This window comes from Geobacillus thermodenitrificans subsp. thermodenitrificans DSM 465, assembly GCF_000496575.1.
In the GTDB taxonomy this organism is placed as follows: domain Bacteria; phylum Bacillota; class Bacilli; order Bacillales; family Anoxybacillaceae; genus Geobacillus; species Geobacillus thermodenitrificans.
Genome location: NZ_AYKT01000002.1, coordinates 332,013 through 357,985, shown reverse-complemented (window position 1 = coordinate 357,985; position 25,973 = coordinate 332,013). Strand labels below are relative to the sequence as shown.

The 25,973-nt window shown below is 50.0% G+C and carries 31 protein-coding genes; 6 read left to right on the top strand and 25 right to left on the bottom strand.

The window, feature by feature from the left end; translation table 11 throughout:
• Nucleotides 1-9: 9 nt before the first annotated feature.
• The 3 genes from DSM465_RS0104210 to DSM465_RS0104200 all read right to left on the bottom strand — a co-directional run bounded on the left by DSM465_RS0104210 (nucleotide 10) and on the right by DSM465_RS0104200 (nucleotide 3,432).
• Nucleotides 10-2,256 (bottom strand): DNA internalization-related competence protein ComEC/Rec2, encoded by a 2,247-nt coding sequence (locus DSM465_RS0104210; protein WP_029760689.1) that lies wholly within the window; start codon nucleotides 2,254-2,256, stop codon nucleotides 10-12.
• On the bottom strand, nucleotides 2,253-2,720 hold the full coding sequence (locus tag DSM465_RS0104205) for a ComE operon protein 2 (protein ID WP_008879931.1): 468 nt from the start codon (nucleotides 2,718-2,720) through the stop codon (nucleotides 2,253-2,255). The genes DSM465_RS0104210 and DSM465_RS0104205 overlap by 4 nt, the downstream gene beginning before the upstream one ends.
• Before the next feature lie 100 nt (nucleotides 2,721-2,820).
• Complete coding sequence (locus DSM465_RS0104200) at nucleotides 2,821-3,432, bottom strand: helix-hairpin-helix domain-containing protein (RefSeq protein ID WP_029760688.1); 612 nt, start codon at nucleotides 3,430-3,432, stop codon at nucleotides 2,821-2,823.
• Nucleotides 3,433-3,512: 80 nt separating this feature from the next.
• Here DSM465_RS0104200 and comER point away from each other — a divergent pair, with 80 nt between their 5' ends.
• On the top strand, nucleotides 3,513-4,331 hold the full coding sequence (gene comER / locus DSM465_RS0104195; protein WP_029760687.1) for a late competence protein ComER: 819 nt from the start codon (nucleotides 3,513-3,515) through the stop codon (nucleotides 4,329-4,331).
• Nucleotides 4,332-4,441: 110 nt separating this feature from the next.
• Here the strand turns inward: comER and DSM465_RS0104190 are convergent, their stop codons facing one another.
• From DSM465_RS0104190 to DSM465_RS0104155, 8 genes are read right to left on the bottom strand one after another with little or no spacing between them, the layout of a single operon-like run.
• Complete coding sequence (locus DSM465_RS0104190) at nucleotides 4,442-5,185, bottom strand: class I SAM-dependent DNA methyltransferase (protein WP_029760686.1); 744 nt, start codon at nucleotides 5,183-5,185, stop codon at nucleotides 4,442-4,444.
• Nucleotides 5,182-5,538, bottom strand: coding sequence for a ribosome silencing factor (gene rsfS / locus DSM465_RS0104185; protein ID WP_008879935.1), 357 nt, complete (start codon nucleotides 5,536-5,538; stop codon nucleotides 5,182-5,184). Before rsfS ends, DSM465_RS0104190 begins: the two co-directional genes overlap by 4 nt.
• Nucleotides 5,539-5,543: 5 nt before the next feature.
• Nucleotides 5,544-6,113: a bis(5'-nucleosyl)-tetraphosphatase (symmetrical) YqeK gene (yqeK, locus tag DSM465_RS0104180; protein WP_008879936.1), complete on the bottom strand. Its 570-nt coding sequence runs from the start codon at nucleotides 6,111-6,113 to the stop codon at nucleotides 5,544-5,546.
• Complete coding sequence (locus DSM465_RS0104175) at nucleotides 6,022-6,672, bottom strand: nicotinate-nucleotide adenylyltransferase (protein ID WP_011887850.1); 651 nt, start codon at nucleotides 6,670-6,672, stop codon at nucleotides 6,022-6,024. The genes yqeK and DSM465_RS0104175 overlap by 92 nt, the downstream gene beginning before the upstream one ends.
• A 39-nt stretch (nucleotides 6,673-6,711) precedes the next feature.
• Entirely contained in the window at nucleotides 6,712-7,005 is a 294-nt protein-coding gene (gene yhbY, locus DSM465_RS0104170; protein WP_008879937.1) for a ribosome assembly RNA-binding protein YhbY, read from the bottom strand.
• 3 nt (nucleotides 7,006-7,008) lie between these two features.
• Entirely contained in the window at nucleotides 7,009-7,839 is an 831-nt protein-coding gene (aroE, locus tag DSM465_RS0104165) for a shikimate dehydrogenase (protein WP_029760685.1), read from the bottom strand.
• A 22-nt stretch (nucleotides 7,840-7,861) separates the two neighbouring features.
• Nucleotides 7,862-8,977 carry a ribosome biogenesis GTPase YqeH gene (gene yqeH, locus DSM465_RS0104160; protein WP_011887852.1) on the bottom strand — a complete coding sequence of 372 codons (1,116 nt, stop codon included), beginning with the start codon at nucleotides 8,975-8,977 and terminating at the stop codon, nucleotides 7,862-7,864.
• A complete protein-coding gene (locus tag DSM465_RS0104155; RefSeq protein ID WP_008879940.1) occupies nucleotides 8,974-9,489 on the bottom strand; it encodes a YqeG family HAD IIIA-type phosphatase in 516 nt (171 codons plus the stop codon). Before DSM465_RS0104155 ends, yqeH begins: the two co-directional genes overlap by 4 nt.
• Nucleotides 9,490-9,827: 338 nt before the next feature.
• Here DSM465_RS0104155 and sda point away from each other — a divergent pair, with 338 nt between their 5' ends.
• Nucleotides 9,828-9,968, top strand: coding sequence for a sporulation histidine kinase inhibitor Sda (gene sda / locus DSM465_RS0104150; RefSeq protein ID WP_008879941.1), 141 nt, complete (start codon nucleotides 9,828-9,830; stop codon nucleotides 9,966-9,968).
• A 46-nt stretch (nucleotides 9,969-10,014) separates the two neighbouring features.
• Here sda and DSM465_RS0104145 read toward each other — a convergent pair whose 3' ends face one another.
• Nucleotides 10,015-10,794 carry a phosphatidylserine decarboxylase gene (locus tag DSM465_RS0104145; RefSeq protein ID WP_008879942.1) on the bottom strand — a complete coding sequence of 260 codons (780 nt, stop codon included), beginning with the start codon at nucleotides 10,792-10,794 and terminating at the stop codon, nucleotides 10,015-10,017.
• Nucleotides 10,795-10,917: 123 nt separating this feature from the next.
• On the opposite strand from DSM465_RS0104145, the gene pssA reads away from it, so the two are divergent.
• The 3 genes from pssA (at nucleotide 10,918) to motB (ending at nucleotide 13,194) form a co-directional block, all read left to right on the top strand.
• Nucleotides 10,918-11,457: a CDP-diacylglycerol--serine O-phosphatidyltransferase gene (pssA, locus tag DSM465_RS0104140; protein ID WP_008879943.1), complete on the top strand. Its 540-nt coding sequence runs from the start codon at nucleotides 10,918-10,920 to the stop codon at nucleotides 11,455-11,457.
• A gap of 170 nt (nucleotides 11,458-11,627) precedes the next feature.
• Entirely contained in the window at nucleotides 11,628-12,419 is a 792-nt protein-coding gene (motA, locus tag DSM465_RS0104135) for a flagellar motor stator protein MotA (protein ID WP_008879944.1), read from the top strand.
• On the top strand, nucleotides 12,412-13,194 hold the full coding sequence (motB, locus tag DSM465_RS0104130; protein WP_011887858.1) for a flagellar motor protein MotB: 783 nt from the start codon (nucleotides 12,412-12,414) through the stop codon (nucleotides 13,192-13,194). Before motA ends, motB begins: the two co-directional genes overlap by 8 nt.
• Nucleotides 13,195-13,358: 164 nt before the next feature.
• On the opposite strand, the gene ytvI is transcribed toward motB, so the two are convergent.
• From ytvI to DSM465_RS0104075, 9 genes are all read right to left on the bottom strand, one after another.
• Nucleotides 13,359-14,384: a sporulation integral membrane protein YtvI gene (gene ytvI / locus DSM465_RS0104125; protein ID WP_008879946.1), complete on the bottom strand. Its 1,026-nt coding sequence runs from the start codon at nucleotides 14,382-14,384 to the stop codon at nucleotides 13,359-13,361.
• A gap of 149 nt (nucleotides 14,385-14,533) precedes the next feature.
• Nucleotides 14,534-15,799: a cation:dicarboxylate symporter family transporter gene (locus tag DSM465_RS0104120; protein ID WP_029760682.1), complete on the bottom strand. Its 1,266-nt coding sequence runs from the start codon at nucleotides 15,797-15,799 to the stop codon at nucleotides 14,534-14,536.
• Between the two features lie 308 nt (nucleotides 15,800-16,107).
• On the bottom strand, nucleotides 16,108-16,821 hold the full coding sequence (gene sigK, locus DSM465_RS0104115; RefSeq protein WP_008879948.1) for an RNA polymerase sporulation sigma factor SigK: 714 nt from the start codon (nucleotides 16,819-16,821) through the stop codon (nucleotides 16,108-16,110).
• Nucleotides 16,822-17,339: 518 nt separating this feature from the next.
• Nucleotides 17,340-17,483 carry a YrzI family small protein gene (locus DSM465_RS18760; RefSeq protein WP_008879949.1) on the bottom strand — a complete coding sequence of 48 codons (144 nt, stop codon included), beginning with the start codon at nucleotides 17,481-17,483 and terminating at the stop codon, nucleotides 17,340-17,342.
• Nucleotides 17,484-17,850: 367 nt separating this feature from the next.
• Nucleotides 17,851-18,096: a YrhC family protein gene (locus tag DSM465_RS0104095; protein ID WP_008879950.1), complete on the bottom strand. Its 246-nt coding sequence runs from the start codon at nucleotides 18,094-18,096 to the stop codon at nucleotides 17,851-17,853.
• Nucleotides 18,097-18,157: 61 nt separating this feature from the next.
• On the bottom strand, nucleotides 18,158-19,291 hold the full coding sequence (locus DSM465_RS0104090) for a bifunctional cystathionine gamma-lyase/homocysteine desulfhydrase (RefSeq protein ID WP_008879951.1): 1,134 nt from the start codon (nucleotides 19,289-19,291) through the stop codon (nucleotides 18,158-18,160).
• A complete protein-coding gene (locus tag DSM465_RS0104085; RefSeq protein WP_008879952.1) occupies nucleotides 19,288-20,217 on the bottom strand; it encodes a PLP-dependent cysteine synthase family protein in 930 nt (309 codons plus the stop codon). The genes DSM465_RS0104090 and DSM465_RS0104085 overlap by 4 nt, the downstream gene beginning before the upstream one ends.
• Nucleotides 20,218-20,277: 60 nt before the next feature.
• The gene (gene mtnN / locus DSM465_RS0104080; protein ID WP_011887864.1) at nucleotides 20,278-20,988 is read right to left on the bottom strand and encodes a 5'-methylthioadenosine/S-adenosylhomocysteine nucleosidase; all 711 of its coding nucleotides are present in this window, start codon (nucleotides 20,986-20,988) and stop codon (nucleotides 20,278-20,280) included.
• 14 nt (nucleotides 20,989-21,002) lie between these two features.
• A complete protein-coding gene (locus DSM465_RS0104075) occupies nucleotides 21,003-21,650 on the bottom strand; it encodes a class I SAM-dependent methyltransferase (protein ID WP_011887865.1) in 648 nt (215 codons plus the stop codon).
• A 192-nt stretch (nucleotides 21,651-21,842) separates the two neighbouring features.
• Here DSM465_RS0104075 and DSM465_RS0104070 point away from each other — a divergent pair, with 192 nt between their 5' ends.
• The gene (locus tag DSM465_RS0104070; RefSeq protein ID WP_008879955.1) at nucleotides 21,843-22,052 is read left to right on the top strand and encodes a YrzA family protein; all 210 of its coding nucleotides are present in this window, start codon (nucleotides 21,843-21,845) and stop codon (nucleotides 22,050-22,052) included.
• A 101-nt stretch (nucleotides 22,053-22,153) separates the two neighbouring features.
• Here the strand turns inward: DSM465_RS0104070 and DSM465_RS0104065 are convergent, their stop codons facing one another.
• The 4 genes from DSM465_RS0104065 to udk all read right to left on the bottom strand — a co-directional run bounded on the left by DSM465_RS0104065 (nucleotide 22,154) and on the right by udk (nucleotide 25,973).
• On the bottom strand, nucleotides 22,154-22,786 hold the full coding sequence (locus DSM465_RS0104065; RefSeq protein ID WP_011887867.1) for a YrrS family protein: 633 nt from the start codon (nucleotides 22,784-22,786) through the stop codon (nucleotides 22,154-22,156).
• A gap of 62 nt (nucleotides 22,787-22,848) precedes the next feature.
• Nucleotides 22,849-24,615, bottom strand: a complete 1,767-nt coding sequence (locus DSM465_RS0104060; RefSeq protein WP_011887868.1) for a peptidoglycan D,D-transpeptidase FtsI family protein — start codon at nucleotides 24,613-24,615, stop codon at nucleotides 22,849-22,851.
• Between the two features lie 138 nt (nucleotides 24,616-24,753).
• Nucleotides 24,754-25,230, bottom strand: coding sequence for a transcription elongation factor GreA (greA, locus tag DSM465_RS0104055; RefSeq protein ID WP_008879958.1), 477 nt, complete (start codon nucleotides 25,228-25,230; stop codon nucleotides 24,754-24,756).
• Nucleotides 25,231-25,337: 107 nt separating this feature from the next.
• Entirely contained in the window at nucleotides 25,338-25,973 is a 636-nt protein-coding gene (gene udk, locus DSM465_RS0104050; RefSeq protein WP_011887869.1) for a uridine kinase, read from the bottom strand.

The following is a 25,973-nucleotide window of genomic DNA, read 5'->3' as shown; positions in this document are numbered from 1 at the left end:
CACTATATACTATGGTTTCATCACTTGAAAGGTTCCGCTTGTTCTATCGTAAAGATAACGAATGGCGCCATTTTCATCTGTCCGCCAAATGACCGCCCCCTGTTGCTTCAGACGTGCCAGCACATCCGGAGACGGATGGCCGTAACGGTTGGAGCGGCCGACAGAAATAATGGCCACCCGCGGTTTCACCGCCTGCAAAAACATCTCTGTTGTCGATGTTTTACTGCCATGGTGGGCAACTTTTAGCACATCGGCGCGCAAATGCGGATATATGCCAATGAGCGCCTGTTCCGCTTCCTTCTCAATGTCCCCGGCAAACAGCCACGTCAAGCCGCCAAGACGGGTGAACAAAACGAGCGAGCCGTTATTGTCGTCCTGATTGCCCACTTCCGGGTGAATCACGGCAAATGTCATGCCGTCTTCCTCCCACCGTTTCCCTTGCGACGCAGCGGCAACCGGTACGGAAAACGGGCGCGCCATCGCCTGAATGGCCGGCAACGCTTTTGGGCTTGTGATGATTTCTTTGACGCGCACCGCTTTTAGCACCTCAGGAGCCGCCCCGATATGGTCAGCGTCATCATGCGTGAGAATGAGCTTGTCGATCGTCCTTACCCCTTGCGCTTTTAAAAACGGGACAACGACATCGCGGCCCACCGAAAACGGCCGTTTTCGCTCGCGCCATCGTTCTCCCTTTATTTTCGGCGTTCCGCCGGTGTCGATAAGGTAAATGGCTTTCCGGTGAGGGAGCTCAATGTAGAGGCAGTCGCCTTGGCCCACATCTAACACCGTCACCTCCCCTTTCGGATCAACGTACGGACTGACAAGCTGAAGCACCATCGCCATGGCCACCGCCGCCAACCCACGAAACAGCTGTCCACGTTCCCAAAGCAACAACGCAACGACGACCGCTGCGACATAAACAGCTAAGCACCATGGCTCGGGACGCCCGAGCACAATCGTCAATGGGTGATCAACGGAGAAAAAACGGACAACGTTGTTTGTGAGTTCAATGAGGCAGCTAAACAACCAAACGAGCGGAGGGAAAGGAAGGGCAGCAACAACAAACGCCAACGGCAAGATGACAAATGAGTACAAAGGGACAAACAAGACATTGAGCCCGACACTCCAAATGGAAATTTCATAAAAATGATAAAGCAAAATCGGCAACGCGGCGAGCTGAGCGGCAAGCGCTGTTTCGAACAGCCGCCCGATCATCGAACGGGCGGCGAGCGCCGGAAAATGAACAAGGAGAACAAACGTCACCGCAAACGACAGCTGAAAGCCAACATCCCACAACATGTATGGATCAAAGGCGAAAAGCGCGAGCGCAGTCCAACTTAATGCGTCAAGCGGATGGATCGTCCCTTTTTTCCATCCGACAGCAAGCACAATCATTCCCGTCATACAAGCGCGCAACACCGGCGGTGAGGCGCCCGCAAGCACCGCGTAAACAGGCAGCGCGGCCATTAAAGTTAGCACAGCCGCCTCGCGCGTCATCAAACGGATGGCTATGGCAAATACTGCGCTGACAAGCAAGGTGACATGGCCGCCAGAAATCGCCAACAGATGGATGAGCCCAAGCTGTTGATAGCCATCAAGCACCGAATCATCGAGCTGACGGCGTTCCCCATAAATCAGGGCAGCGGCAATGCCGGCTGCTTCCGGCGGAAGATGATCTTCTATGCGGCGAACGCCCGCTTCGCGAAGTGAAACAAGCTGCTCGATCATGGTCGGGCGGTCGCGTGCGCAGGCAGAAAGATCGATCTCCTCGGGGAAAAACAGCCAGTGGATGCGATGGAGACGTAAATAACGGCGGTAGTCAAACGCGTACGGATTGCTTGATGGCATCGGACGCTCAAGCGTCCCTGCAACGCGGCAAACGGTTCCGGGCACAAGGTGCGTTTGCAGCGCCTCTTTTTCCGCCGGCGTCCGAATCATATAACGAAGCTGCACCCGTTCCCGTCCCACTTTGACTGGAGCCTGCAGCCGGTCGCCATCAATCGTTGGCTGAGCGGAAAAGCGAATGAAAAACGTGTGGCGGCCGCCAGAAAGAGTCGTTTTGTTATGGTGGTCAACGATGAGAACATAGGCGAAAAAGAAGGTGGCTGCAGCTAAAGCCGGCACCAATAGATGCTTCCGGCGGAAGAAAAGGAGAAGGAGATAGCCGACAAGGAGGAAAAATGCGGGTTTGGACAAAGAGGCAGCCGCAGCGGCCAAGAGCGCCGCCACGGCGATGTAAACGGCTTGCCCTTTCATGTTTCCCCTCCGCCGGAAAGTTGGGCAAACACATCCATCTTCAACGGCACTTGCACGAGGCGGACACCGGCTTGGGCAAACAGTTCAAGGGCATACGGATGGTTTTTGTAATCTTGCGCATAATACACAGCGCGAATGCCGCTTTGAATAATCGCCTTACAGCAATGCAAGCAAGGAAAATGGGTGACATACATCTCGGCGCCTTCCGTCGGGACGCCAAACTTGGCGCATTGCAAAATCGCGTTCATTTCCGCGTGGATCGTTCGCACACAATGGCCATCAATGACGTAGCACCCTTCATCAATGCAATGGGCGCCACCGGCGATCGAGCCGTTATATCCACCGGCGATAATGCGTTTGTCGCGCACGATCGTCGCCCCGACCGCAAGCCTTGTACACGTGCTGCGCAGCGCCAACAAATGGCTTTGCGCCATAAAATATTGGTCCCATGTCATTCGTTCCATATCATGTCCCTCCGCTTGTCTCGATAATTTTAGTCTATCGGTCACCTAAAGCGCCGTCAATGCTGAAAAAAGTTGGTTATCATCGTTCCTCCCTCTGACTTTACGGCACAAGCAAATACGGCTTTAATTTTTCCAGCGTTTTTTCCCCGATGCCGTTGACCCGCAGTAAGTCTTCAACTCGTTGAAACGGCCCATGCTCTTCACGGTAGGCGATGATTGCTTTTGCCTTCGCCGGCCCAATGCCGGGGACTTGCATGAGTTCCTCTGCTGTCGCCGTATTGACCGCCACTTGCAGACCGCTCTCCGTTCCGGCTTCCGGCGCTGCCTCGACTGCTTCTGGTGCTGGCGCCGCTTCACCTTTCGCTGGCACGTAAATCATCATTTCATCGCGCACTTTAGCCGCTAAGTTGACTCTTGCCGCGTCCGCCTCTTCCGTCAATCCGCCCGCTCTGGCGATCACATCACGGACGCGGGCATCAGCCGGCATCTCGTACACCCCTGGTTTGACGACCGCTCCTTTGACATCAATGACAACGATTTTCGGCGCCTCCATCCCTGCTTCCTCCGGTCTGGTGGTGTCCGTTTCAACTGCAGCCGGCAAGGCGACGGACTCCCCTTCGGCAGACGGACGGCTGAACACCCATAGTCCTGCCACTCCAACAAACAGCACAAGCAATCCAGTTTTCCATCTTGCCTTAACTGCTTCCCACATCGCACTCGTCCTTTCTAAACGGAGTCATAAAATGAAGAAGATATTCATACATATCGAAAAGAGGGAGGAGGGGACTGCATATGAACATCGGCGTTATCGGCACGGGGAATATGGGAACGATTTTAATCGAAGCGCTTTTAGACTCCGGCGCTGTCCAAGCTGAACAGCTTATCATTACAAACCGTACGCTCGCAAAAGCGTTCAATATACAAAAAACATATCCCGGCATTACGGTCGCCACCGATCCGTCTGAGACGGTCAAGCAGGCAGGCATCATCTTTTTATGCGTCAAACCGCTTGACATCTATCCGTTATTGCAGCAGCTGGCCCCCTATTGGACAAACGAGCATTGCCTCGTCTCAATTACAAGCCCGATTAACGTTAAGCAACTTGAAGCGGCCGTCCCTTGTCAAGTCGTGCGCGCCATTCCGAGCATCACGAACCGAGCGCTTTCCGGCAGCATCCTCGTTACCTTTGGATCGCGATGTTCAACAACTTGCCGGCAAACGATCAATGATCTACTTGGGCGCATCGCTACGCCAGTGTACATCGACGATACGATCACCCGCGTCGCTTCCGACATCGCAAGCTGCGGTCCAGCGTTTTTCAGCTATTTGCTGCAACGCTTCATCAATGCAGCGGCAGCGAAAACAGCCATCACGAAAGAACAAGCGATGTTGTTAGCGACCAATATGATCATCGGCCTCGGGGAATTGCTGAAACAAGATTTCTACACACTCCAAACGCTGCAGGAAAAAGTATGCGTCAAAGGTGGCATTACCGGTGAGGGCATTGCGGTCCTTGAACAGGAAATGGATGGAATTTTCGAAGAGTTGTTGACAAAAACACATCAGAAGTTTGACGAAGAGGTTGAGAAGATAAAGCAACAGTTTTTATAATTTATTATTCGCCAACTAGCCACAAAAATCCTGCTTCGTTCGACAAAAATAGACCCCAGCTTGTTCGGCTGGGGTTTTTGCGTTGCTTTGATCTTTTTCACTCTTCACTCTCATCGCTTCCGCGCCACAAAAAACAACCGCTCCGCCGTCTCGGTCGGGGGCGCATCCGTAAAATCGGCGGTCACCTCAAGCACTTCAAAGCCGGCCGCAGCAAGCCATTGCTCATAGACGGCGCGCTCGAACGTGCGCTGTTCGTGCCATTCGTCGAAGCGCTCGTAAAGATCGCCGCGACGGACAAAAAACGTCAGTTCATGACTGACGCTATGCGGCCATTCGAGTGGATGGCATGTCCATATGTAGCTGATGTCCTCTCCGTGATCCGCAAACACGGCGTCACGGAACAAAACGTCCATTTTATAGACGGAATGGACATCAAACAAAAGCAGCCCATCGGCACCGAGCGCCCGGTAAACGGCGGAAAACGTCCGCTTCACATCGTCTTCGTCTGTCAAATAGTTCAGAGCATCACAAAAAATGAAGGCGCCGTCAAGATCGGAAAACCCGTCGAGTTCCGCCATGTTTTGTTCAAAAAACGGCACATGGATACCAGCTGCCTCCGCTTTCTCTTGAGCGATGACAAGCATATGCTCGGACACATCGACGCCGGATACTTGCCATCCGGCCTTCGCGAGGCGGATGGCAAGCTCTGCTGTCCCGCAGCCGATGTCGATCACCTGTCTACCGGGCCGTTGAGCATATCGGTCAAAGGCTCGTTCCACAAACGACTGCCACTGATCATACGGTGCCTCAGCCATAAGCGCGTCATACCAATCGGCAAAATGGGTATATGTCATGGCTGCAACACGGCCGCGACGTCTTCCGTCGGGGCGTCCCCCCAAAGCCGCTCGAGGTTGTAATACTCGCGCTCGTCTTTGGCAAACACGTGAGCGACGATGTCGCCCAAATCGACAAGCACCCATTTCGCTTCTTGGAATCCTTCGATCCGTTTGACCGTCAGGCCGTTTTCTTCCGCTTGATCTTGGATTTCGCGGGCGATCGCCTGCACTTGTTTGTCTGAGTTGCCATGACAAATGACAAAATAATCGGCGACAAGTGAAATGCCTTTCATGTTTAAGACGACGATATTTTCCGCTTTTTTATCATCCGCCGCGCGGACGACAAGCTGTAATGCTTCTTGTTCAGTCACCGACTTCATTCCCCCTTCACTTCGCGCACGAGTGAATTGTACGCATGAATCGTATCCGGATAAATGAGTTGCCCCTTCTCTAACAAAAAGGCGATCGTGTTTTTCACCGCCTGCAACAGCGCCCGGTTGAGATCTTCTTCCGCTAGGCGCCGTACGTCATCAACGCCGGGAAACCGCCGCCCTGGCTCAATATAATCGGCCAAATAAATGATTTTCTCAAGCAGCGTCATGCCAGCGCGGCCAGACGTATGATAACGAATGGCATCGAGCACTTCCGGGTCGTCAAGGCCGACTTCCGTTTGCACGAGATAGGCGCCAACGGGCGCATGCCACAATTCGCTATTGTACACGAGCAAATCGTTGGGCATATTTTGCGCTAAAATGAGTTGTTTCATTTCTTCAACTGGACGAAATTTCGCATAGTCATGAAAAATCGCCGCCAATTCTGCTTTTTTTACGTCAGCCCCATACCGTTCAGCGAGCTTAACAGCCGTCTCGACAACGCCAAGCGTATGCTCGTAGCGATGTTCCGTCAGCTGCTCTTTCACAATCCGCAACGCTTGTTCTCGCTCCATATAACCCCTTCTCCTCAATATAAAGTCTGACACCTTCCGGCACTAAATAGCGGATCGTTTGCCCGTTTTGTACCCGCTCGCGGATGAGCGATGACGATATGGCAAACTGCGGCACTTCCACCTCGATGACCGGATATGGCGTTTCCATCGAAAAGCCTGGGCGTTTGACGCCAACAAACGTCACAAGCTCGATGAGCTCATCGATGCGGTGCCAGTTTGGCAAATATTCGACCATATCGGCACCGATGATAAAGTAAAATTCATCATCCGGATGCATCGCCGTAAGCTGTCGAATCGTATCGTACGTGTATGAAGGCCCTTCCCGTTCGAGTTCGATCGTCTCAATATGAAAACGTGGATGGCCGGCCACCGCCAACTCCAGCATGCGCAGCCGATCCTCGCTTCTTGTCACCTGCTCATTCTGCTTATGGGGAGGAATGCGGTTTGGCAGAAACCAAATTTGTGACAATTGAAGGGCATCAAGCACTTCATTAGCCATAATTAAATGGCCGTAATGCGGCGGATCAAACGTGCCGCCAAAAATCCCGATTTTTCCCATCTTCCTTCCCCCTGCCGTCTGCCTTGGCCGCACGGTTTCTTAGTCAGGCAGAACGATTTGTTTATGTTCTTTCGACTCTTTATACAAGACGATCGTATTACCGATCACTTGTACGAGCTCCGCTCCTGTTCCTTCAGCAAGCTGTTCGGCGACAACATCGCGATCTTCTTCACAGTTTTGCAAGACGCTCACCTTCAGCAGTTCGCGTGCCTCAAGCGCCGCAGCGATTTGCTCAGTCATCGCCTCCGTCACGCCACCTTTGCCAACTTGAAAAATCGGCTTTAAATGGTGGGCTTGCGCCCGTAAAAATCGTTTTTGTTTTCCCGTTAACATATGTTACCTCCTCAACTGATTGATGACAAGCTGTTTCATCCGATTGACATTCGGCCATTGGCCAGTCCATTTTTCAAAAGCGAGCGCCCCTTGGTACACGAGCATACCGACGCCGTTTTGCACGCGGGCGCCGCGCGCTTTCGCTTCCTTCAGCCATTTCGTTTCCAATGGATTGTAAATAATATCCGATACAACCGTTCCCGGCCGCATCTGTTGAAGGGAAAGCGGTTGTTCATCAACATGCGGATGCATGCCGACCGAAGTCGTATTGATAATAATATCATATTCAGCCAGCCGTCTCTCGGCCTCAGCAAGCGGAAAAAAAGTGGAGCGGCGCTCGTCCCCTTCACCGATAAGCCGCGCCGCTTTTTCCGCCGTTCGGTTAGCGATATCAATGCGCTCGGCTGCGGTCGACAGCAGCGAAAAATAAATACCGCGCGCCCCTCCGCCGGCACCGATGAGCAAAATCCGCTTGCCATCAAGATGGATATCCATTTCCTCTTCGAGCGCCTTAACGTATCCAGGTCCGTCCGTATTATAGCCGATAAGCCGGCCGCTGTCATTGACAATCGTGTTGACCGCCCCAATGCGGCGCGCATGCTCGTCCACTTCGTCCAAAAACGGAATGACTGCCATTTTATGCGGAATTGTCACATTCACCCCGGCGATACCGAGCGCCCGCACCCCGGCGATGGCTTCACCGACTTGCTCCGGTTTGACGGAAAACAAGTGATAGCGCGCCGAAATGCCGAAATAGGCAAACGCGTCATTATGCATGAGCGGTGACAGCGAGTGCTCAACCGGAAAACCGAGCAGCCCGTATACGTTTTCCATTTTTTCTCCCCTCCCGTACTCGTTAAATCAACGACTGGCGAATAAACACATCGACTCCTTTAGGAGCATGGACGACGAGTTGGGCGCCCGGATCGTTGCACGTCACCCAGCCGAGCCCGGAAAAAACAATATCCATTTTTCGTTCCTTAACCGACAACGGGCGCGACACAAGCGGTGGAAACTCATCCGCATAGCGTTTGCTTGGCGGAGCGAGCAAGCTGCCAAGCTGGTTGGCATAAAGCGAGTCGGCTTTTTCAAGCTTTGTCCGATGAATCGTTAAGTCGTTGGCAACGTAACAGACGAACGAGCGGCGTCCACCTTTGACGTAATCAAGGCGGGCCAAGCCGCCGAAAAAGAGCGTTTGCCCTTCATTGAGCTGGTACACGCGCGGATGGATTTCCCGCTTCGGTGTAATGATTTTCAAATCACGTGCATCAACGAAATGCGCCATTTGGTGATGGTTGATAATGCCCGGTGTATCATACAGCGATGCCCCACCCTCAAGTGGAATTTCGATCATATCAAGCGTCGTTCCCGGGAAATACGAGGTTGTAATGACGTTCCCTTTGCCGGTCGCCTCTTTAATGATTCGATTAATGAACGTCGACTTGCCAACGTTAGTGCAGCCGACAACATAGACGTCCCTGCCCTCGCGGTAGCGATCGATCGTCTCCATGACACCCGTCATGCCTATCCCTTTCGCTGCACTGACAAGGCGAACGTCAATCGGGCGCAGCCCGAGCTCCTCAGCCATGCGGCGCATCCATTGCAACAGCTTCGGATATTTCACCGACCTTGGCAACAAATCGGCCTTATTGCCGACAAGCAAAATCGGATTGTTCACCGCAAACCGCGGCAAACCAGGAATCCAGCTACCGTTGAAGTCAAAAATATCGACGATGTAAACGACAAGCGCCTTGGATTCCCCAATGCGGTGCAGCATATGCAAAAAATCGTTATCATCAAGCGGCACATCTTGGACTTCGTTGTAGTGTTTCAAACGAAAGCAACGCTGGCAAATGATTTCTTCCGTCTCTTTCTCAAGCACGCTTTTCGGCGCATACCCCGCCTTTTTTGGGTCTTCAAACTGGATGGCCGCCCCGCAGCCGATGCAACGCAGTTGTGGCTCCACAATCATTCCTCCCAGTAAATCATCCCTTTTTTCCGCATAGCATTTAAAATTTTCCGCTCTATTTTCCGATTAAGTCGTGTCCATATCCCGTCCGTCTGTGCGACCGGGACCACTAAAATCGTATTTAACCCAAGGCGGTTGCCGCCGAGCACATCGGTCAACAACTGATCGCCGATGACAACGACTTCCTCTTTTTTCAGCCCCATCATCTCCAACGCCTGCAAAAACGCGCGCGTCAGCGGTTTACGCGCTTCGAAAATGAACGGGATGTCGAGCGGTTCAGCAAACGACTGCACGCGTCGTTTATTATTATTCGATACGATGACGACCTTAATGCCCGCTCGCTTCATCGTCTCAAACCAAGCAGCTAGTTCTGGAGTCGCGCTTGGTCGATCCCATTCGACGAGCGTATTATCCAAGTCGGTGATGATCCCTTTTACCCCTTTTTTCTTCAGCTCGTCTGGCGTAATGTCGATCACCCGCTTGGCAAATTGGCTTGGCAAAAAGTAATGAAGCACATCGTCCACCTGCCTTTCGCTCTGCTTTTCCCATCATAGCGGATTTTCCCTCTCGTTTCAAAACAAAGTTTGCCAACCATCCGCGAAGTTAGCAAGGCAAAAAAGTTTTCGACAAATTTTGCGCCTGCTGAATTGTGGATAACTGTTGCCCACATTATACACACAATAGCGATAAGGTCCTACTCACGTTATAAACATCTTTTCCACATGTTATCCACTGCCTTCTGTGGATAATAGAACGGTTGTTCTCGTTTGTAAATCGTGATACAGTGAAAGTAACCTACCATTATATGTATGGACTGCCTAACATATTCCTTCAAAAAGGAGGGAGAGCGCCGATGAAGCATTTGTCCGATGAACTGTTGATCGAATCATACTTCAAGGCGAAAGAACTCAATTTAAGTCCGGAATTCATCGAACTAATCGAAAAGGAAATCCAGCGCCGGTCATTGACTCATAAAATTAAATTGTCATCATAAACGAAGGGCCCTTGGGCTTTTTTTTGTTTGTCCAAACAGCCCGCGCCTAGCACCAATAGCCAAGGCGCTCGCCGACTTTAATCGGCATCGGCGGATGGATGCGCGGGTCGGGCGCAAAACTTCCTTGTTCAAACAACAGCACAACTGTCGAGCCGAACGAAAAATACGCCATTTCCTCCCCTTTCACCAACCGTTCTTCCTTATGGGTCAGCTCGATGCTGTTAACAAACATGGCGCCGATTTTGACAATTGCCATGCGCTTGCCGCCGGCCGTGACCTCTGTGATGAGACGATAATTTTTTTCGAGCGGCCGCCGCCCGTATTTTAAGCCGAGACGGTTGACCGGATATGACTTGCGGCCGAGCGACCACTGTTTTTCGATCACGCCAGATATTGGGCTATGAATGCGATGATAATGGCTTGGGCTCAAATACAGAATAAAAAAGAACCCGTTCACATACGGTTGCGCAGCTTCGGCACTGCCAAGCATCTCCGCAATCGAATACGGTTTCCCTTTGACAATTATTTCGCTGTTTTCTTGAATCGTCCCCATTTCTTCAATGATCGCATCAACCGGACTGACGATGGCATGTTCATCAGCATCAACCGGTCTTGTTCCGGCTTTGAGTCGGCGGACGAACAGTTGCTGCAATGTTTTATAATTTTTTAAGCTTTTTTCCATTTCTTCTTGGTTAATATGATAAATTTTCGCATACGATGGTATCAACAGTGCACTGAGACGCGATCGAGCAAACGAAGCGAGCAGCTTCGAGGAAAGCGAGTGATTAGTGAGCTCAATAAACAAACGATACAGCCATTTTCGCAAGTATGTCCCCTCCAGTTATACAGCATCTCTAGTTGTTACTACCTTTCATATTACCGTCAAAATGAGTATAATGGTAGTAGAATTTTCTTTTTGTGTTTTCTGTTGACAAAGGAGTGAGGAAAGTTGTTCTTATCGGATTATTTAGATTATACGTTAAAAAAGTTAAAAGCAAACATGGCTAATATTTTGACGATGACGAACTTATCACTTGGTGGATTTTCTATCTTAACTTCGCTAAACGGGCAGCTTCACATGAGCGTGCTTCTCATTTTTTTAGCGGCATTTGTCGACCGCTTTGACGGCGCTGTCGCCCGCAAGCTGAACATCGAATCTGAGCTCGGCAAACAGCTCGACTCGATGAGCGACATTGTTTCCTTTGGCGTCGCTCCTGCCTTGCTAATGTACAAAGCCTTGTTCTATGAATTCGGTGCCCCGGGAGCGGTGTTCACCATTTTGTACATCGCTTGCGGCGCTTTCCGCCTCGCCCGCTTTAACATCACAGAGAACAACGGCTATTTCGCCGGGCTTCCGATTACAGCGGCCGGAGTACTGATGACGTTAGGCTATTTGGCCATTCCGTACTTTCCACCGCATTCGTTTATGTTTCTAGCACTAATCTTATCGTTCTTAATGGTCGGGACATTTAAACTAAAAAAAATGTAACCATCGCCGAAGCCGCCCAATCCATTGGCATATGGATTGGGCTTTTTTTACGCCCAAAGTCACACTTTTTTCCCTTTTCAACCTTCTCTATTCAGTATATGATAAATATGGTTTCTTCATAAAACAAAAGAAACATAGATCTTTTGTACTGAAAGAGCGGGGGGATCAATTTGGATAAAACATCAGTCGTCGGTGTCATCCTTGGCGTGATCGCGGTCGGACTCGGGATGTACTTTAAAGGCGTAGCGCTATCTGTGTTAATCAATCCGGCCGCCCTTTTAATTATTTTTGTCGGGACGGTCGCTGCAGTTACGATCGCTTTTCCAACACGAGAAATTAAAAAAGTGCCGAAGCTGTTGAAAATCATTTTTACCGAACCGGCCATTCCAACGGTCGAACAGCTCATTCCGATGTTCGTCGACTGGGCGAACATCGCCCGCCGCGAAGGACTGCTGGCGCTTGAGGCGAAGTTGGACGACATCGATGACCCATTTTTACGCAATGGGCTCAGCATGGCGATCGACGGACAGACGCAAGAGTTCATTCGCGACGTAATGACGGAAGAAATTGCGGCTATGGAAGAGCGACATGAAGCGAATGCCGCCATTTTTACGCACGCCGGCACATATGCGCCGACGCTCGGGGTGCTTGGTGCTGTCATTGGCTTGATTGCTGCGCTTGGAAATATGGAAAATATTGCTGAGCTCGGACAAGCAATCAGCGCGGCATTTGTAGCGACACTGCTCGGGATTTTTAGCGGCTACGTGCTTTGGCATCCGTTCGCCAACAAATTGCGGCGGAAATCAAAAGAAGAAGCGAAAGTGCGCTACATCATGATCGAAGGAGTGCTGTCCATTTTGGAAGGACAAGCTCCGCGCATGATCGAGCAAAAACTCGCTTCGTATTTGTCGGAAAGCGAGCGGCGTCAAGTGCTAACACAAGGGGAAACGGTCAATGGGTAAGAAGAAAAAAAACAGGCGCAGCGAGCATATGAATGACTCATGGCTGATTCCATACGCGGATTTACTGACACTGCTACTTGCTTTGTTCATCGTCTTGTTTTCGAGCAGCCAGATTGACCAAAAAAAATTTCAAAAAATCGCGAGCTCCTTCAGCAGCGCCTTTACCGGCGGAAACGGCGTCCTTGATTTTCCAAACCCGGTGGAACCAATCACTCCACCGGCGGCCCAAGATGAGCAAGGGCAGGAACGGGAAAAGCAGCCCTCTCCGGCTATGAGCCAGAAAGAAAAAGAAGGGCTGGCACAGGTGAAAGAAAAGATCGACGTCTACATTCAAGAAAACAAGCTCGGTGGAAAACTGCAAACGTCGTTGACTGAGGAAGGGCTCGCCATTACGATTTTAGACGATATTTTATTCGACTCCGGCAGTGCGGAAGTGCGTATGAAAGACCGCCGCTTGGCATCGGAAGTAGCCGCCTTGCTTGTTATGAACCCACCGCGGAACGTGATCATCAGCGGCCATACGGACAACGTGCCGATCCATAACGCCCAGTTTGCTTCGAACTGGGAACTGAGCGTCATGCGCGCCGTCAACTTTATGAAAGTGCTGCTTGAAAACAAACAGCTTGATCCGCGCTACTTCAGCGCGAAAGGGTACGGCGAATACAAGCCGATCGCTTCAAATGAAACAGCTGCCGGACGGATGAAAAACCGGCGCGTGGAAATTTTGATTTTGCCGCGCACTGAGTTCAATCATTCACAAATGCCTTCCGAGTAAAAGACCGCCACCCATCAAGGCGGTCTTTTCGCTTTCCATCAGCTGTAGCTGATCCGCTGCCGCAGGTTCCCATGCGCCTTTCCCAAAATGTATAAGACGGCAACCAAAAACGGTTGCCTTTGCATTCCTCATTGATAGAACAAGCCGGTTTTTCACCGGCTTGTTTATAGTTTAATCGTCCATTTAATAACTCCTGCTTTGACGAGCGTCTCCACTAAAATCACAATGACTGGCCCAATAAACGCCCCTAGCAAGCCAAGTATCTGAAAGCCGAGGTAGACACTGACGAGCGCCGCCAGTGGTGAAATGCCCAAATTCGTGGAAAACACTTTCGGTTCGATGATCCGACGCACAACGGTAATGATGACAAACAGCACAATCAGTCCAATACCGAGCCCAGTGCTGCCGTTGATGATGCTAATAATCCCCCATGGAACGAGCACCGAACCAGTTCCTAAAATCGGCAAAATATCGACAACGACGATGATGAATGCCATTAAAGCAGCATAATCAACGCCCAATATTAACAGGCCGGCCAGCGCAAGGAAAAACGTAATTAAACTGAATAAAAACTGAGCTTTAATAAAGCCAACTCCCGCCTTGCTCAACTGACTGACGACCATTGAAAGCCGTTGATGAGTACGCTCTGACAAATAACGTCTGATTCCTTGTTTCAACTGTGGCAAATCGAGACAAATAAGAAAAAGGGCGACTAAATAGACTAAAAAGTGAATAAAAAATGCCGGAATGGCGGCAATATAATGAACAAGCGACTGTGTCAGATTCGTCGCAAACGACAGCAGCATTTGTTGCACCGTATTGACGCTGCGCTCCAACGAATCAATGATTTCTTGAGGAATCGAACTCGAATACGACTGCCATGTTTGGATGAGTTCGTCAAGCACTTTCGTCGCCTCGCTAAATACGTAAGGAAGCTTCTGCGAAAGTGCCATCACCTGTTGAACGAGAATGACGATTAAAAAGTAAAGTGAAAACCCGACGATCACTAAAAATAGCGTAAAAATGGCCGTCACAGCATGTACGCGTTTCAGCCGATAATTCTCTTGCAAGCGGCGAATGGACGGCTCTAACAGAAGGGCAGTGGCAAGCGCCAATAGAAGCGGTACGCTATATGGCAACAGCCATAATACAAAAGCGAGCAAAAGTACGATGATGATCCAACGTCTCACGTTCGTCCCTCATTTAATCAAAAATTTAGTGAAATGCCATTTCATTATAAATATAGCGGACAGTCTTCAAGACGGCAACTATTTTTTCCTTATCACCGTTTTTTGAAAAGAAACAAAAAAAGCGGCTCCCCATTCAGCCGCTTTTTCAGTTAGGCGCTTTGCCGCAACTCTTCCAAATATTGTTTTCCTTGCTCTTCGTCATATTGCCCTTCCCATTTCGACATAATGACAGCTGCTAGCGCGTTGCCGACAACGTTCACAGCTGTGCGCGCCATATCTAAAATGCGGTCAATACCAGCGATAAACGCCAGCCCTTCAACTGGAATGCCGACCGTGCCAAGCGTCGCCAGCAAGACGACGAATGAAACACCCGGAACGCCGGCAATGCCTTTTGAGGTGACCATCAAAACAAGCACGAGCGAAATTTGCTGTGAAATCGGCATGTCGATGCCATACAACTGGGCGATAAAAACAGCTGCCAACGCCTGGTACAGCGTCGAGCCGTCTAAATTAAACGAATAACCAGTTGGCACGACAAATGACGTAATGGCTTTCGAGCATCCGAATCTCTCCATTTTTTCTATGATTTTTGGCAGCACCGTTTCGGAGCTCGACGTGCTATACGCCAATACGAGTTCATTTTTCAAAATTTTAATAATATGAAAAATATTTATGCCCATCAATTTTGCCACGCCACCGAGCACAACAAGCACAAAAAATGCCATAACTCCATAAACGAGCACGACGAGTTTGCTGAGCGGAAGAAGTGAAGCGACCCCAAACTTCGATACCGTCACACCGATGAGCGCAAAAACACCGAACGGCGCGAACTTCATCACTTGGTTTGTCACGTAAAACATCGCTTCCGCGGTGCCCTGGAAAAAGTGAAGCACCGGCTTTCCTTTTTCGCCGATCGCTGCCACGCCCAACCCGAACATGACCGAGAAGAAAATGATCGGCAGTATATTGCCGTTCGACAGTTCCTCAAACAAGTTTTTCGGCACAATGTTAACAAACGTTTCCACCATCGAGTGGTGCTGCACTTCGTTTGCCGTATCAATGTATGATTGAATATCTGTTTTCTCGAGCGACTTCATATTGACACCAGCGCCTGGCTGGAACACATTCGCTGCCAAGAGGCCGACGACAATTGCAATCGTCGTGATGATCTCAAAATAAATAATCGTTTTTCCGCCCAATTTCCCGAGCTTTTTCACATCACCGACATTGGCGACGCCTACAATTAAACTCGAGACGACAATCGGAATGACGATCATCTTAATTAAACGGAGAAAAATATCTCCGATCGGCTGCAAATACGTCGCTACTTTAGGATTTCCGTAAAAAATAGCTCCGACGACAATCCCGAGAATAAGGCCGATAAAAATTTGCCAAGCTAGTCCGATTTTCCGCAACGTTTTTCGCCTCCTTTAGACAAAATTAGACAAAAACAGACAAAATTATTTTACTTTTAAAAACAAAACTTGTCAATGTTTTTGGATGAAACCGCTTTGCTACGCAATATTAGAGATAGATTTTATTTTTTCAGAATAATTTTTTAATTTCTCTATTAAAAACAAACAAAAAAAGGTGTCTTAAAAGAGAGTAAGACACCCTTTTTCACCACTATTATATAATATATGAACACCGAGTACTTCTGCAAGACTATATCTGGTATCAATATGAAAGCTAGGCACCTTTTAGGACGGCCCTCTCTCCTTCTTTATGGCCGCCGTTTTTCTTTTTCTTGCCGGTAAAACTCGTGAAACATTTTCATTAATGCCCGTTTTTCGATGCGCGAGACATAACTTCTTGAAATACCGAGCTCTTTGGCGATTTCACGCTGTGTTTTCTCACGTTGCCGGCCAAGGCCAAACCGGTTGACGATCACTTCTTTTTCCCGCTCGTCAAGCACACTGATGTATTTTTTTACTTGTTCAAGCTCCATGTTCAGCTGGATTTCATCGACGATGTCTTGCCCTTCCGATTTTAAAATATCAAGCAGGCTAATTTCATTCCCTTCTTTGTCTTGACCGATCGGTTCATGGAGGGAAACGTCTTTGCGCGTTTTTTTCAACGAACGCAAGTGCATAAGTATCTCGTTTTCAATACAGCGGGCCGCATATGTCGCCAGTTTCGTCCCTTTATTTGGTGAATAGCTTTCAATCGCTTTGATCAGCCCGATCGTGCCAATGGAAATTAAATCTTCTACTTCCTCTCCAGTATTTTCAAACTTTTTGACAATATGGGCGACAAGGCGTAAATTATGTTCGATGAGCCGGTTGCGAGCCTGTTCATCACCTTTTGCCATCAACTCCAAATATTTTTCCTCTTCTTTGGGGCTTAACGGCTGGGGAAACGCATTGTTTTTAATGTACGAGACGAGAAACGTCAGCTCTTTCAACAAAAACGCAAACGCCGAAAAAATGCCGGACATGCTCTCACCCCCGCCTGCTGTCATCGGCGGAAACCGCCCTACCGTATGTATATGCAGAGGTGCGGTTGTCCGTGTCTAGACAAAAAAATTCAGCCGACCCTGAAAGAAGCCGGCTGTGAACAAATGTATCACCTATGTCAATGAACAAAATGCAACTCGTTCTGTTGGTTTCCCCTCCATTACAGACGAAGCTCACTCTCATTACACTTCTGCTTCAACGCTTACTTCAGCAGCGACAACAAACGCAATGGACGCTGTAATGACAAGTGACATGATGATGGCGAACATCCCTGTTCCCTCCTTGGCTTCCTACTTTATTTTTATTTTACCAAAGAAGACGAGGAACGCTTCCGCCACATTTTGAACAATTGGTGAAACTCTATCGTCAGCAACAACACGCGGAGCACCGGTTACACCCCTTCAGCGTGAGTCAAGTCGAATTGCCCTTCTGTTCCATCCACATGATAAGCCACGCCGGTACCATTAACATGAATCTTCTCCCCTTTCATCCTCATTTTTTAAAACACCCGTTGATGGACAGAACATTTACGGTCAAGCAATTCCTCCTCAGCCGCACGCGCGAACCGCTCCTCTTCAATGCTCCGCTTCCGCGGCTTTCTCCTCTCGATCGTGATCGTGATAAAAAACAAATGAATCGTCATGTCCGCTCACCTCCTTTCTATGCAAAAAACCGCAGAAGGAAGACGCTTCTGCGGCTAAGAATACAAAAAGCCGCAGAAAACGAGACTACTCCCCTTCTGCGGCCCGATTGCTGTTTGTTGTTAACGGTGCACGTTCATTCCCGATCGGCGGAAGGTCGAATAGCCTTTTGATTGAAAGAATACATCGATTTTGTCCCCATCATCATCATCATCATTGTCATTGCCTTCGACCTCCCTTCGGAAATAACGTGGTAGAGGTAATTATACCCAAAATTCGTTCTATTGTAAACAATTCTTTTACAAAATAAGCAAAAAGCCCTCTGTCATCTCTCAATAAAAAACCTGCCTTTCAGTAAAAAAGGCAGGTTTACGGTTCGAACGAGTTCTCTTCTTCAAGTTGACAGACATAACGGGCAGCGCGGCGCGAGCAGTATAATGCCGCGGCCAAGCAGCCGGCAACGGCCACCAAGGCAAACGGTTTTTTCGCTGTCTCAAGTGCTCCTGGGATGATCGTGCCCAAATAGAAAAACGCACCGAGCGCGAACAAAACAAGGCTGTACGTCCTGAAGTCACCCGCCTTCGTGCGCAGCACGTTCCGTTGTTGTTCATTCACTGCCAATTCCTCCTCTCGCCCTCACTTTACCATAAAGGGCGAAAAAGGAGGAGCGGCAATTTCAACCAAGCGCTTGCGCCAAATCGTCAATCAAATCATTGACGTCTTCAAGGCCGACCGATAGACGGATGAGCCCATCAGTAATGCCGAGCTGTTCACGCCGCTCTTTCGGGATCGACGCATGTGTCATTTTCCCTGGCAATGAAATTAAGCTTTCGACTGCCCCTAAACTTTCAGCTAGCGTAAAGTAGCGGACACGCGACAGCACCGTTTCAGCGCGCTCAAGGCTGCCGACATCGAACGAAATCATGCCGCCGAACCCACGCATTTGTGCTTTCGCCAGCTCATGGTTCGGATGCTCCGGAAGCCCAGGATAATACACGCGGGTAACCGCCTGATGCTCCGCCAAAAAGGCGGCAATTGCCCGCGCATTTTGTTCATGCTCTTCCATCCGCACGCCAAGCGTTTTCATCCCGCGCATAAGCAGCCACGAATCTTGCGGTCCAAGGATGCCGCCCGTCGAATTTTGCACGTAATGAAGCCGCTCGGCGAGCTCGGCGGTGCGGACAACAGCCAGTCCGGCGACGACGTCACTATGACCGCCTAAATATTTCGTCGCGCTATGGATGACGATATCAGCGCCAAGCTCAAGCGGCGTTTGAAAGTACGGTGTCGAAAACGTGTTATCGACGATCAATAGCAGCCCGTGCGCACGGGCAATGGCGGCGGCGGCCTTCAAATCCGTGATTTTCAACAACGGATTCGTCGGTGTCTCAATGTAAATGGCTTTCGTATTTGGACGAATGTGCGCCTCTATGTTGGCGATGTCGCTCGTATCGACGAACGTCGATTCCAATCCGAATCGGTTTAACACGTTCGCCATCACTCGATACGTGCCGCCGTAAACGTCATCGGTGAGCACAATATGATCCCCGCTGTCAAACAGCATCATGACGGCCGTAATCGCCGCCATTCCGGAAGCGAACGCGAACCCGGCCTCGCCGCCTTCGAGGTCAGCAATCAGTTTTTCGAGCGCTGCACGCGTCGGGTTGCCGGTACGCGAGTATTCAAATCCTTTATGCTTTCCAACTTCTTCTTGCTTGTACGTACTCACTTGATAAATCGGCACCGACACCGCCCCTGTATGCGGGTCACCCGGAATGCCGCCATGAATGAGCAACGTTTTTCGTCTCATGAGGATCCTCCACCTTCGTAAATGTTTTTGCTTAAATACCGCTCGCTCCCGTCAGGGAAAATGACGACGATGTTTGTCCCCGGCTTCGCCTTCTCAGCCTCAAGCAAGGCGGCATGAAAGGCGGCGCCAGATGAGCTGCCGACCAAAAGCCCTTCTTGCCGCGCCAGTTCGCTCACGCGGCGGAATGCGTCATCATCGCGAATCGTATAGATGGCGTCAAAATAATCCGGATCCATAAACGGCGGCAAAAACTCCATGCCAATTCCCTCCGTCCGATGTGGACCGGGCTCACCGCCGCCTAAAATCGAGCCTTCTGGTTCGACAATGACCGTTTTAATGGCCGGATTTTTTTCTTTTAAAAACGTCGCCGTCCCCATAAACGTACCGCCGGAACCGGCTCCGGCGACAAAAATATCGATTTGCCCGTCCAGATCATCCCACAACTCCGGTCCAAGTGTCTTGTAATACGTGTTGGGATTGGCCGGATTTTGAAACTGCTGCGGGCAATACGCTCCCGGGATCGTGCGGGCAAGCTCTTCAGCTTTGCGGATCGCCCCTTCCATCCCCTCTTCAGTCGGCGTATGGACGATTTGGGCTCCGAGCGCTTTCATCAGTTGCTGCTTTTCGATGCTGAATTTTTCCGGCACGCAAAAAATGACATTCACATTTTTGCCGATCGCCGCTAACGCCAAACCAATACCAGTATTGCCGGCGGTCGGTTCGATAATCGTGCCGCCTTCTTTCAGCTTTCCCGATTCCAACGCTTCACGCAAAAACTCCTGTCCGAGCCGGTCTTTAATGCTTCCTCCTGGATTAAAGTACTCGAGTTTTGCAAATAGACGAACCCCTTCGGGCAAAGGAAAACGCGTAATTTCGATGACTGGTGTATGACCGATCAGCTCATGGATGCTTTTTGCTACCTGCATATGAGTCACTCCGTTTCTTCACGTCCATTTGGCAGCGAGACAGCGGCGCCTTTACGCTTTTCACTGTTTAGCCTTGCTTTGGACCACCGTCAACATCGACAACACAAGCTCAGCCGAATGTTTCGCCGCCGTCTCCAAAAACTGCTCAAACGACACATTCGACTCTTCACCGGCAATATCAGACAACGCCCGGATGATGACAAACGGCGTTCCGAACTGCACGCACACTTGGGCGATTGCCGCCGCTTCCATTTCGACGGCGCACAACTCCGGAAACTGTCCACGCACAAATTCAACACGTTTCGGGTCGTTCATAAATGAATCGCCGGTTGCGATCAAACCGATGGCCGCTTGGAGGCCATCAAGCTGCGCCGCGGCCTGCTTCGCTGCCTCGACAAGCGCCTCATCGGCCCGATAACGCGCCGGCAAGCCGGGCACTTGCCCGTACGCATAGCCAAACGCCGTCACATCAACATCATGATGAACGACTTCATCAGAAATCACAAGGTCGCCAACACGCAGCGATGGCAAAAAACCGCCGGCTGAGCCAGTGTTGATCACAAAATCAGGACGGAATCGGTCAAGCAAAAGTGTCGTTCCCATCGCAGCGTTCACCTTGCCGATGCCAGACTTCAACAACACCGCTTCGACACCGTCAAGGCGTCCAGTGGAAAATTCGCATCCGGCGATCACTACCTCTTCGCGCTCTTCCATGCGCGACCGCAAAATGGCTACTTCTTCTTCCATTGCTCCAATAATAGCTGCTTTCATCGTTCTCCCTCTTTCTATGTCGTTTGTTTCACCGCCTCCATCACCCAGACAAACGCGTTTTGCTGTGCAAAGGAGACGGAAAAGCCGTGGTTGGCAAATAGCGAAGCCAATACATCAAGCGTCGTATAATATTCGCGTTCCAAATCATCAGCTAAATCATGGAAGCCGCGTGCCCGAGCGGCTTCCACCGTCTGGCGGAACGCCTCTTTGTCGCGAAACGCCGTATCGGCAAACACTATTTTACCACCGGAGTGAAGCAGTTGACTATATTTGGCGATCGCCTCGTCTTTTTCAGCATCGGTCAAATGGTGGAACGCATACGTACTGGCGATCGTGTCGATCGGTTCTGGCGGCAGCGGAAACTGCAAAAAGTCGCCATCCATAATGACTGCGCGTTCTCCGAGCTTTTCCGCCGCCTTTTTCCGCATCGGCGCTGATGGCTCAATTCCATATACCGTTTTTCCGCGCTCGAGCAACTTTTTCGTCAAATTGCCGGTGCCAATACCAAATTCGAGCACGACTTGGCCCGCTTTATCAGCAACCGTGCTTAAAATGCGATCATAGCCGGCAAACACGTCACGGTATTGTTCATCATAGCCTTCGACCGATTGGTCATACGACTCTGCCCATTGCTCAAACAAATCAAGAAATTCCCTACCCATGTAGTCACACCTCGTAAAGTTTATAATTCCTATAAATATAGTATGTTTTTGGTGATTACCTGTTCCCAATGTAGCATATGTTTTTCTTTTGTTCAATGATCATGTTTGCCACTACATGTATTGTTCCCCCTTATGAACTGGTGGATGAGGGCGGGAAAATTTGCTACACTGGCTTTGAAAGGAGGCAAAACGATGTTCAACATTTCTCTTGATTTAATCGAAGACAAAGTGGAATTTTTTGAAGCGGATGATTTACAGACACTTGAGAAAAAAATTAACGAGCAAATCGAACATAATAAAGCATTGTTGCTTTCCGTTCACCATGTATCGCACCAAATGCATGTCATGGAAAACGGGAAACGGTTTTACAGTGCGGTTGTCCACTTCAAAGCAAAAAAATAACAGGTGCCCATGCTGCTTCGGGCACCTGCTTGACACCACATCTAAATGCACCTCTAACGTTTCCATTCCGACACTGGCCGGGTCCATACTTTCCAAAGACGTTACGGCCTTTTCTTCAGTTTTTGCACTTTTGTCGGCTTCCAGCCTTCATTCGTCACCCATTCAATATACACTTTGTAATGAGCGGTTTGATCCTTCTTGGAAATTGTAGCGACCGCTTTGTTCGGTCCGTTGTTGCCGATGAACCAAACAATCATCTCTTCGGGAGCAATGCCGGTCGCATAACTAACTGCATCAAGCATTTCTTTCCAGTCGACTGAGTCTTTCTTAAACACCGTTTCGTGCGGCTCTGATTGTGTCGTACCGACTGGTTGCCATGCCGGGTTGACAATTTCTTTTTCAATGTTCGACCCCGGCGGCCCCGGTGTTTCCGTCACTTCGGCTTCATCTTCATCTTGATCTTTCTCCTCGGTGGAAGCCTCATCGTCCTCTTGCTGAGGTTCCTCCGTTTCGGTCGGCGCTGCTGTTTCCACTTCCACTCGTTTCGCGTTGTTTGCTGATTGAGCTGTTTTTGCCCCAGCTTCAGTCTCCTCACGGCTTGGCGAGCTGCTAAACAGCAAATTCCAAGCAACAACGACAATGAGCAGCACGACAATGGCAATCGCCCCGTTCAGCCAGCGGTTGATTTTCCGCCGCTTAGCGCGGGCGGCAAAGCGCGTCCCTGTTTGTGGCATAGTCTCCTCCCCCTTTTTTATGCGGTTTTCCTGCTGAAAAACGGGTTCTCTATACGAGTTCGTTATCCCTGCTCGTTTTTGTCATAAGCGTAAAGCGTTTCGACGGCAGCAGCAAACACGTCGTTCGTCACGGTGCGCCCATTCGGGCGGTCGAGCTCGACGACGACAAGAGCATATTTCGGACGATCAACTGGGAAATAGCCGGCAAACCATTTATTAATTAATTCACCCTCGTCATCCGTTTTTCCTGTCTCCGCCGTTCCCGATTTGCCGGCGACAGCATACGGCAATGAGCGGAAGCGGCGCCCGGTTCCTTCTTCCTTAGTGACGACACCGCGCAACAGCTGCTGGAGCTGTTGTACCGTTTTTGGCGCGAGCGGCTCCTGATTTGTCGCCGGTTCGGGTGAAAATGAAAACAACGTTGTACCGTTTTTATAGAGTACTTGATCGACGGCTCGCACTTTAAGCGCTTCACCACCGCGGGCGATCGTCGCCATCATATTGGCAACGCCAAGCGGCGAGACGCGTACATCTTTTTGCCCGATCGCCGTTTGCGCTACAGCGAGCGGCACCTGCTTGTCATGCCGATCGTGCCAGATCGTTCCTTTCCGCTCTTCCGGGAACTGGCGAAATTGCTCTTCACGGTAAACCGTCCCCTCCCAGCCAGCCATCGGATACAGCCCAAGCTTTTCGGCATACGTCTCAAATGCGTCTGAATCATGCTGAATTAACTTTTTGCCGAGGGTGGCGAAGGCGTTATTGCAGCTGACAGCAAAACTGTCAGTCAAGTCGAGCATGCCGTAATCGTGCTCCTTATCGCGGGTTATGCCGTCAATTTTTTTGCTGCAGTCAAACATCGTCTTGAACGAAGCAAGCCCTTCGTCGAGTGCCGCCGCGGCGATCACTGTCTTAAAGATGGAGCCGGGAATGTGCGGCAGCACCATTTGATTTTCCGCTCCGCGGTTTTTGTACGGATCGCGCGGATCCATATTCGGGCGGCTGACTAGAGCGAGCACGCTGTTTGTATCGATATCTAGCAAGACGAGACCACCTTTTTTCAGTCCGTATCGATCCACGATCCGCTCCATCTCTTGCTGTATATCACGATCAAGTGTGGTTTGGACGGTCACCGGATAAAACGGGTTACCTGGTTCGCTATATTTCACATCGAGCCCAAACAGCGGCCTTCCTTCAGCATCGACGTGATAAAGCAGCTTCGTCTCATCATCGGCGAGCAAAAATTCGTCAAACGCCTTCTCGAGCCCTTGAATACCGGCCTCGGCCCGCGGTGGGATCGGTCGTTTTGGATACCGTTGACGCAACAGCTCGCGATCCGGACGAGTGAAGCCAAGCACATGCGGAGCGTACACCGTCTCGAGTGCATATTGTTTATTGACGGCCAAGACACCTGGGATGCGCAAATCGTTAATTTGTTTCATCTGCCTTTCGCTTAACGCGAGTGGCTCACCGTCTTGCTCGAAGACGAACGGCCCGTTTGCCCGCTCGAGCTGACGGCGAATCTCTTCCTCAGGGACATCTATGATGCGCGCAACTTGTTCAATTGGCCATGTCACCGTGTTTAAAAACGGAAATAACACAAGCGATGGCACGTACCGTTTTGTAAGCGGCTTTCCATTTCGATCGACGAACGACCCACGGCCATCATCGATCATCAATTCTTGTGTGCGCTGGGCAACGCTCTCGGCAATTAAATTATGATTGGAAAACGATTCCGTGTCAATGAGCTGAAGCTGGGCCAATCGCCCGATAAGCAGCAGCAAACCGAATTGAATGAGCGCCAGCATGGCGAGCGTCCGTTTTTTCCACATAAAGAAAACACCTCATCATCAGTTTTGACGAGGTGTTTTCGTTTGAAACGTACCAAAGGCAGTGATTTTCCCGCTTTGTTTACACCGCTGTCCGTTTGGCTTGAGCCGCCGCTCATTTCATAAGACAGCACGGTGCGCTTATTTCACTGCAACAATTTTCACGAGCATTTCCCCGCCTGGCGTTTGTACAGTCACTTCGTCGCCGACGCGGTGGCCGATCAGCGATTTGGCAATCGGTGAGTCGTTGGAAATTTTCCCTTCAAACGGATCGGCTTCGGCGCTACCGACAATTGTATACGTCTCTTCCTCACCGTCCGGAAGCTCAATGAACGTCACCGATTTGCCGAGTGAGACGACGTCTGGGTTTTCTTTGTCTTCTTCAATGATGACCGCGTTGCGAATCATCGTTTCGAGCATTTGAATGCGTGATTCGACAAACGCCTGCTCATCTTTTGCTGCATCGTATTCCGAGTTTTCCGATAAATCACCAAACCCCCGTGCAATTTTAATGCGTTCGACAACTTCTTTTCGTTTCACGGTTTTTAAATACTCAAGTTCTTGCTCCAGTTTCTCTTTTCCCTCTTTCGTCATCGGATACTGCTTCTCATTAGCCATTGATCTCACTCCTCTATGTTCTTCATTATGTAAAACGTACGAACAGAAAAACAACTGTTCGTACGCTTACTTGTTATATAATATATTGTTTTGTCTCTGTTATGTTATTATAAAACCGATTTTTGTTCAAGGACTGTGCGAATTTTTGCCACCATTAAATCGATAGCGACGACGTTTTGCCCGCCTTCCGGGATGATGACGTCCGCATAGCGCTTCGTCGGTTCGACAAACTGGTTGTGCATCGGCCGGACAACGGATAAATATTGGTCAATGACCGAGTCAAACGTGCGGCCGCGCTCTTTAATGTCACGGATGAGGCGGCGGATGATGCGAAGGTCCGGGTCGGTGTCGACATACACCTTGATGTCCATCAAATTGCGAAGCCGCTCATCCTCTAAAACAAGGATTCCTTCTAAAATAATGACATCTCTCGGCTCAACGTGGATGACTTGATTCGAACGAGTATGCAGCGTATAGTCATACACTGGCTTGTCGATCGGTTCATAGCGAAGCAGTTTATGCACGTGTTCGATCAATAAGTCGTTGTCAAACGCCAGCGGGTGGTCGTAATTTGTCTTCAGCCGCTCCTCAAACGGAAGATGGCTTTGGTCTTTATAATAAAAGTCTTGCTCCAAGACAAGAATCGAGCGGTCGCCAAAATGGTCGTAAATCGCGCGGGCGACGCTCGTTTTCCCTGAACCGGAGCCGCCGGCAACGCCGATGACAACGGGTTTCTTCGCCAT

Excerpts from the sequence above, each read along its gene's own strand:
- DSM465_RS0104210 (WP_029760689.1), bottom strand. The coding sequence starts at position 2,256 with ATGAAAGGGCAAGCCGTTTACATCGCCGTGGCGGCGCTCTTGGCCGCT.
- DSM465_RS0104205 (WP_008879931.1), bottom strand. The coding sequence starts at position 2,720 with ATGGAACGAATGACATGGGACCAATATTTTATGGCGCAAAGCCATTTG.
- DSM465_RS0104200 (WP_029760688.1), bottom strand. The coding sequence starts at position 3,432 with ATGTGGGAAGCAGTTAAGGCAAGATGGAAAACTGGATTGCTTGTGCTG.
- comER (WP_029760687.1), top strand. The coding sequence starts at position 3,513 with ATGAACATCGGCGTTATCGGCACGGGGAATATGGGAACGATTTTAATC.
- DSM465_RS0104190 (WP_029760686.1), bottom strand. The coding sequence starts at position 5,185 with ATGACATATACCCATTTTGCCGATTGGTATGACGCGCTTATGGCTGAG.
- yqeK (WP_008879936.1), bottom strand. The coding sequence starts at position 6,113 with ATGGAGCGAGAACAAGCGTTGCGGATTGTGAAAGAGCAGCTGACGGAA.
- DSM465_RS0104175 (WP_011887850.1), bottom strand. The coding sequence starts at position 6,672 with ATGGGAAAAATCGGGATTTTTGGCGGCACGTTTGATCCGCCGCATTAC.
- yhbY (WP_008879937.1), bottom strand. The coding sequence starts at position 7,005 with ATGTTAACGGGAAAACAAAAACGATTTTTACGGGCGCAAGCCCACCAT.
- aroE (WP_029760685.1), bottom strand. The coding sequence starts at position 7,839 with ATGGAAAACGTATACGGGCTGCTCGGTTTTCCGGTTGAGCACTCGCTG.
- yqeH (WP_011887852.1), bottom strand. The coding sequence starts at position 8,977 with ATGATTGTGGAGCCACAACTGCGTTGCATCGGCTGCGGGGCGGCCATC.
- sda (WP_008879941.1), top strand. The coding sequence starts at position 9,828 with ATGAAGCATTTGTCCGATGAACTGTTGATCGAATCATACTTCAAGGCG.
- motB (WP_011887858.1), top strand. The coding sequence starts at position 12,412 with ATGGGTAAGAAGAAAAAAAACAGGCGCAGCGAGCATATGAATGACTCA.
- sigK (WP_008879948.1), bottom strand. The coding sequence starts at position 16,821 with ATGTCCGGCATTTTTTCGGCGTTTGCGTTTTTGTTGAAAGAGCTGACG.
- DSM465_RS18760 (WP_008879949.1), bottom strand. The coding sequence starts at position 17,483 with ATGACGATTCATTTGTTTTTTATCACGATCACGATCGAGAGGAGAAAG.
- DSM465_RS0104090 (WP_008879951.1), bottom strand. The coding sequence starts at position 19,291 with ATGAGACGAAAAACGTTGCTCATTCATGGCGGCATTCCGGGTGACCCG.
- DSM465_RS0104085 (WP_008879952.1), bottom strand. The coding sequence starts at position 20,217 with ATGCAGGTAGCAAAAAGCATCCATGAGCTGATCGGTCATACACCAGTC.
- mtnN (WP_011887864.1), bottom strand. The coding sequence starts at position 20,988 with ATGAAAGCAGCTATTATTGGAGCAATGGAAGAAGAAGTAGCCATTTTG.
- DSM465_RS0104075 (WP_011887865.1), bottom strand. The coding sequence starts at position 21,650 with ATGGGTAGGGAATTTCTTGATTTGTTTGAGCAATGGGCAGAGTCGTAT.
- DSM465_RS0104070 (WP_008879955.1), top strand. The coding sequence starts at position 21,843 with ATGTTCAACATTTCTCTTGATTTAATCGAAGACAAAGTGGAATTTTTT.
- DSM465_RS0104065 (WP_011887867.1), bottom strand. The coding sequence starts at position 22,786 with ATGCCACAAACAGGGACGCGCTTTGCCGCCCGCGCTAAGCGGCGGAAA.
- DSM465_RS0104060 (WP_011887868.1), bottom strand. The coding sequence starts at position 24,615 with ATGTGGAAAAAACGGACGCTCGCCATGCTGGCGCTCATTCAATTCGGT.
- greA (WP_008879958.1), bottom strand. The coding sequence starts at position 25,230 with ATGGCTAATGAGAAGCAGTATCCGATGACGAAAGAGGGAAAAGAGAAA.
- udk (WP_011887869.1), bottom strand. The coding sequence starts at position 25,973 with ATGGCGAAGAAACCCGTTGTCATCGGCGTTGCCGGCGGCTCCGGTTCA.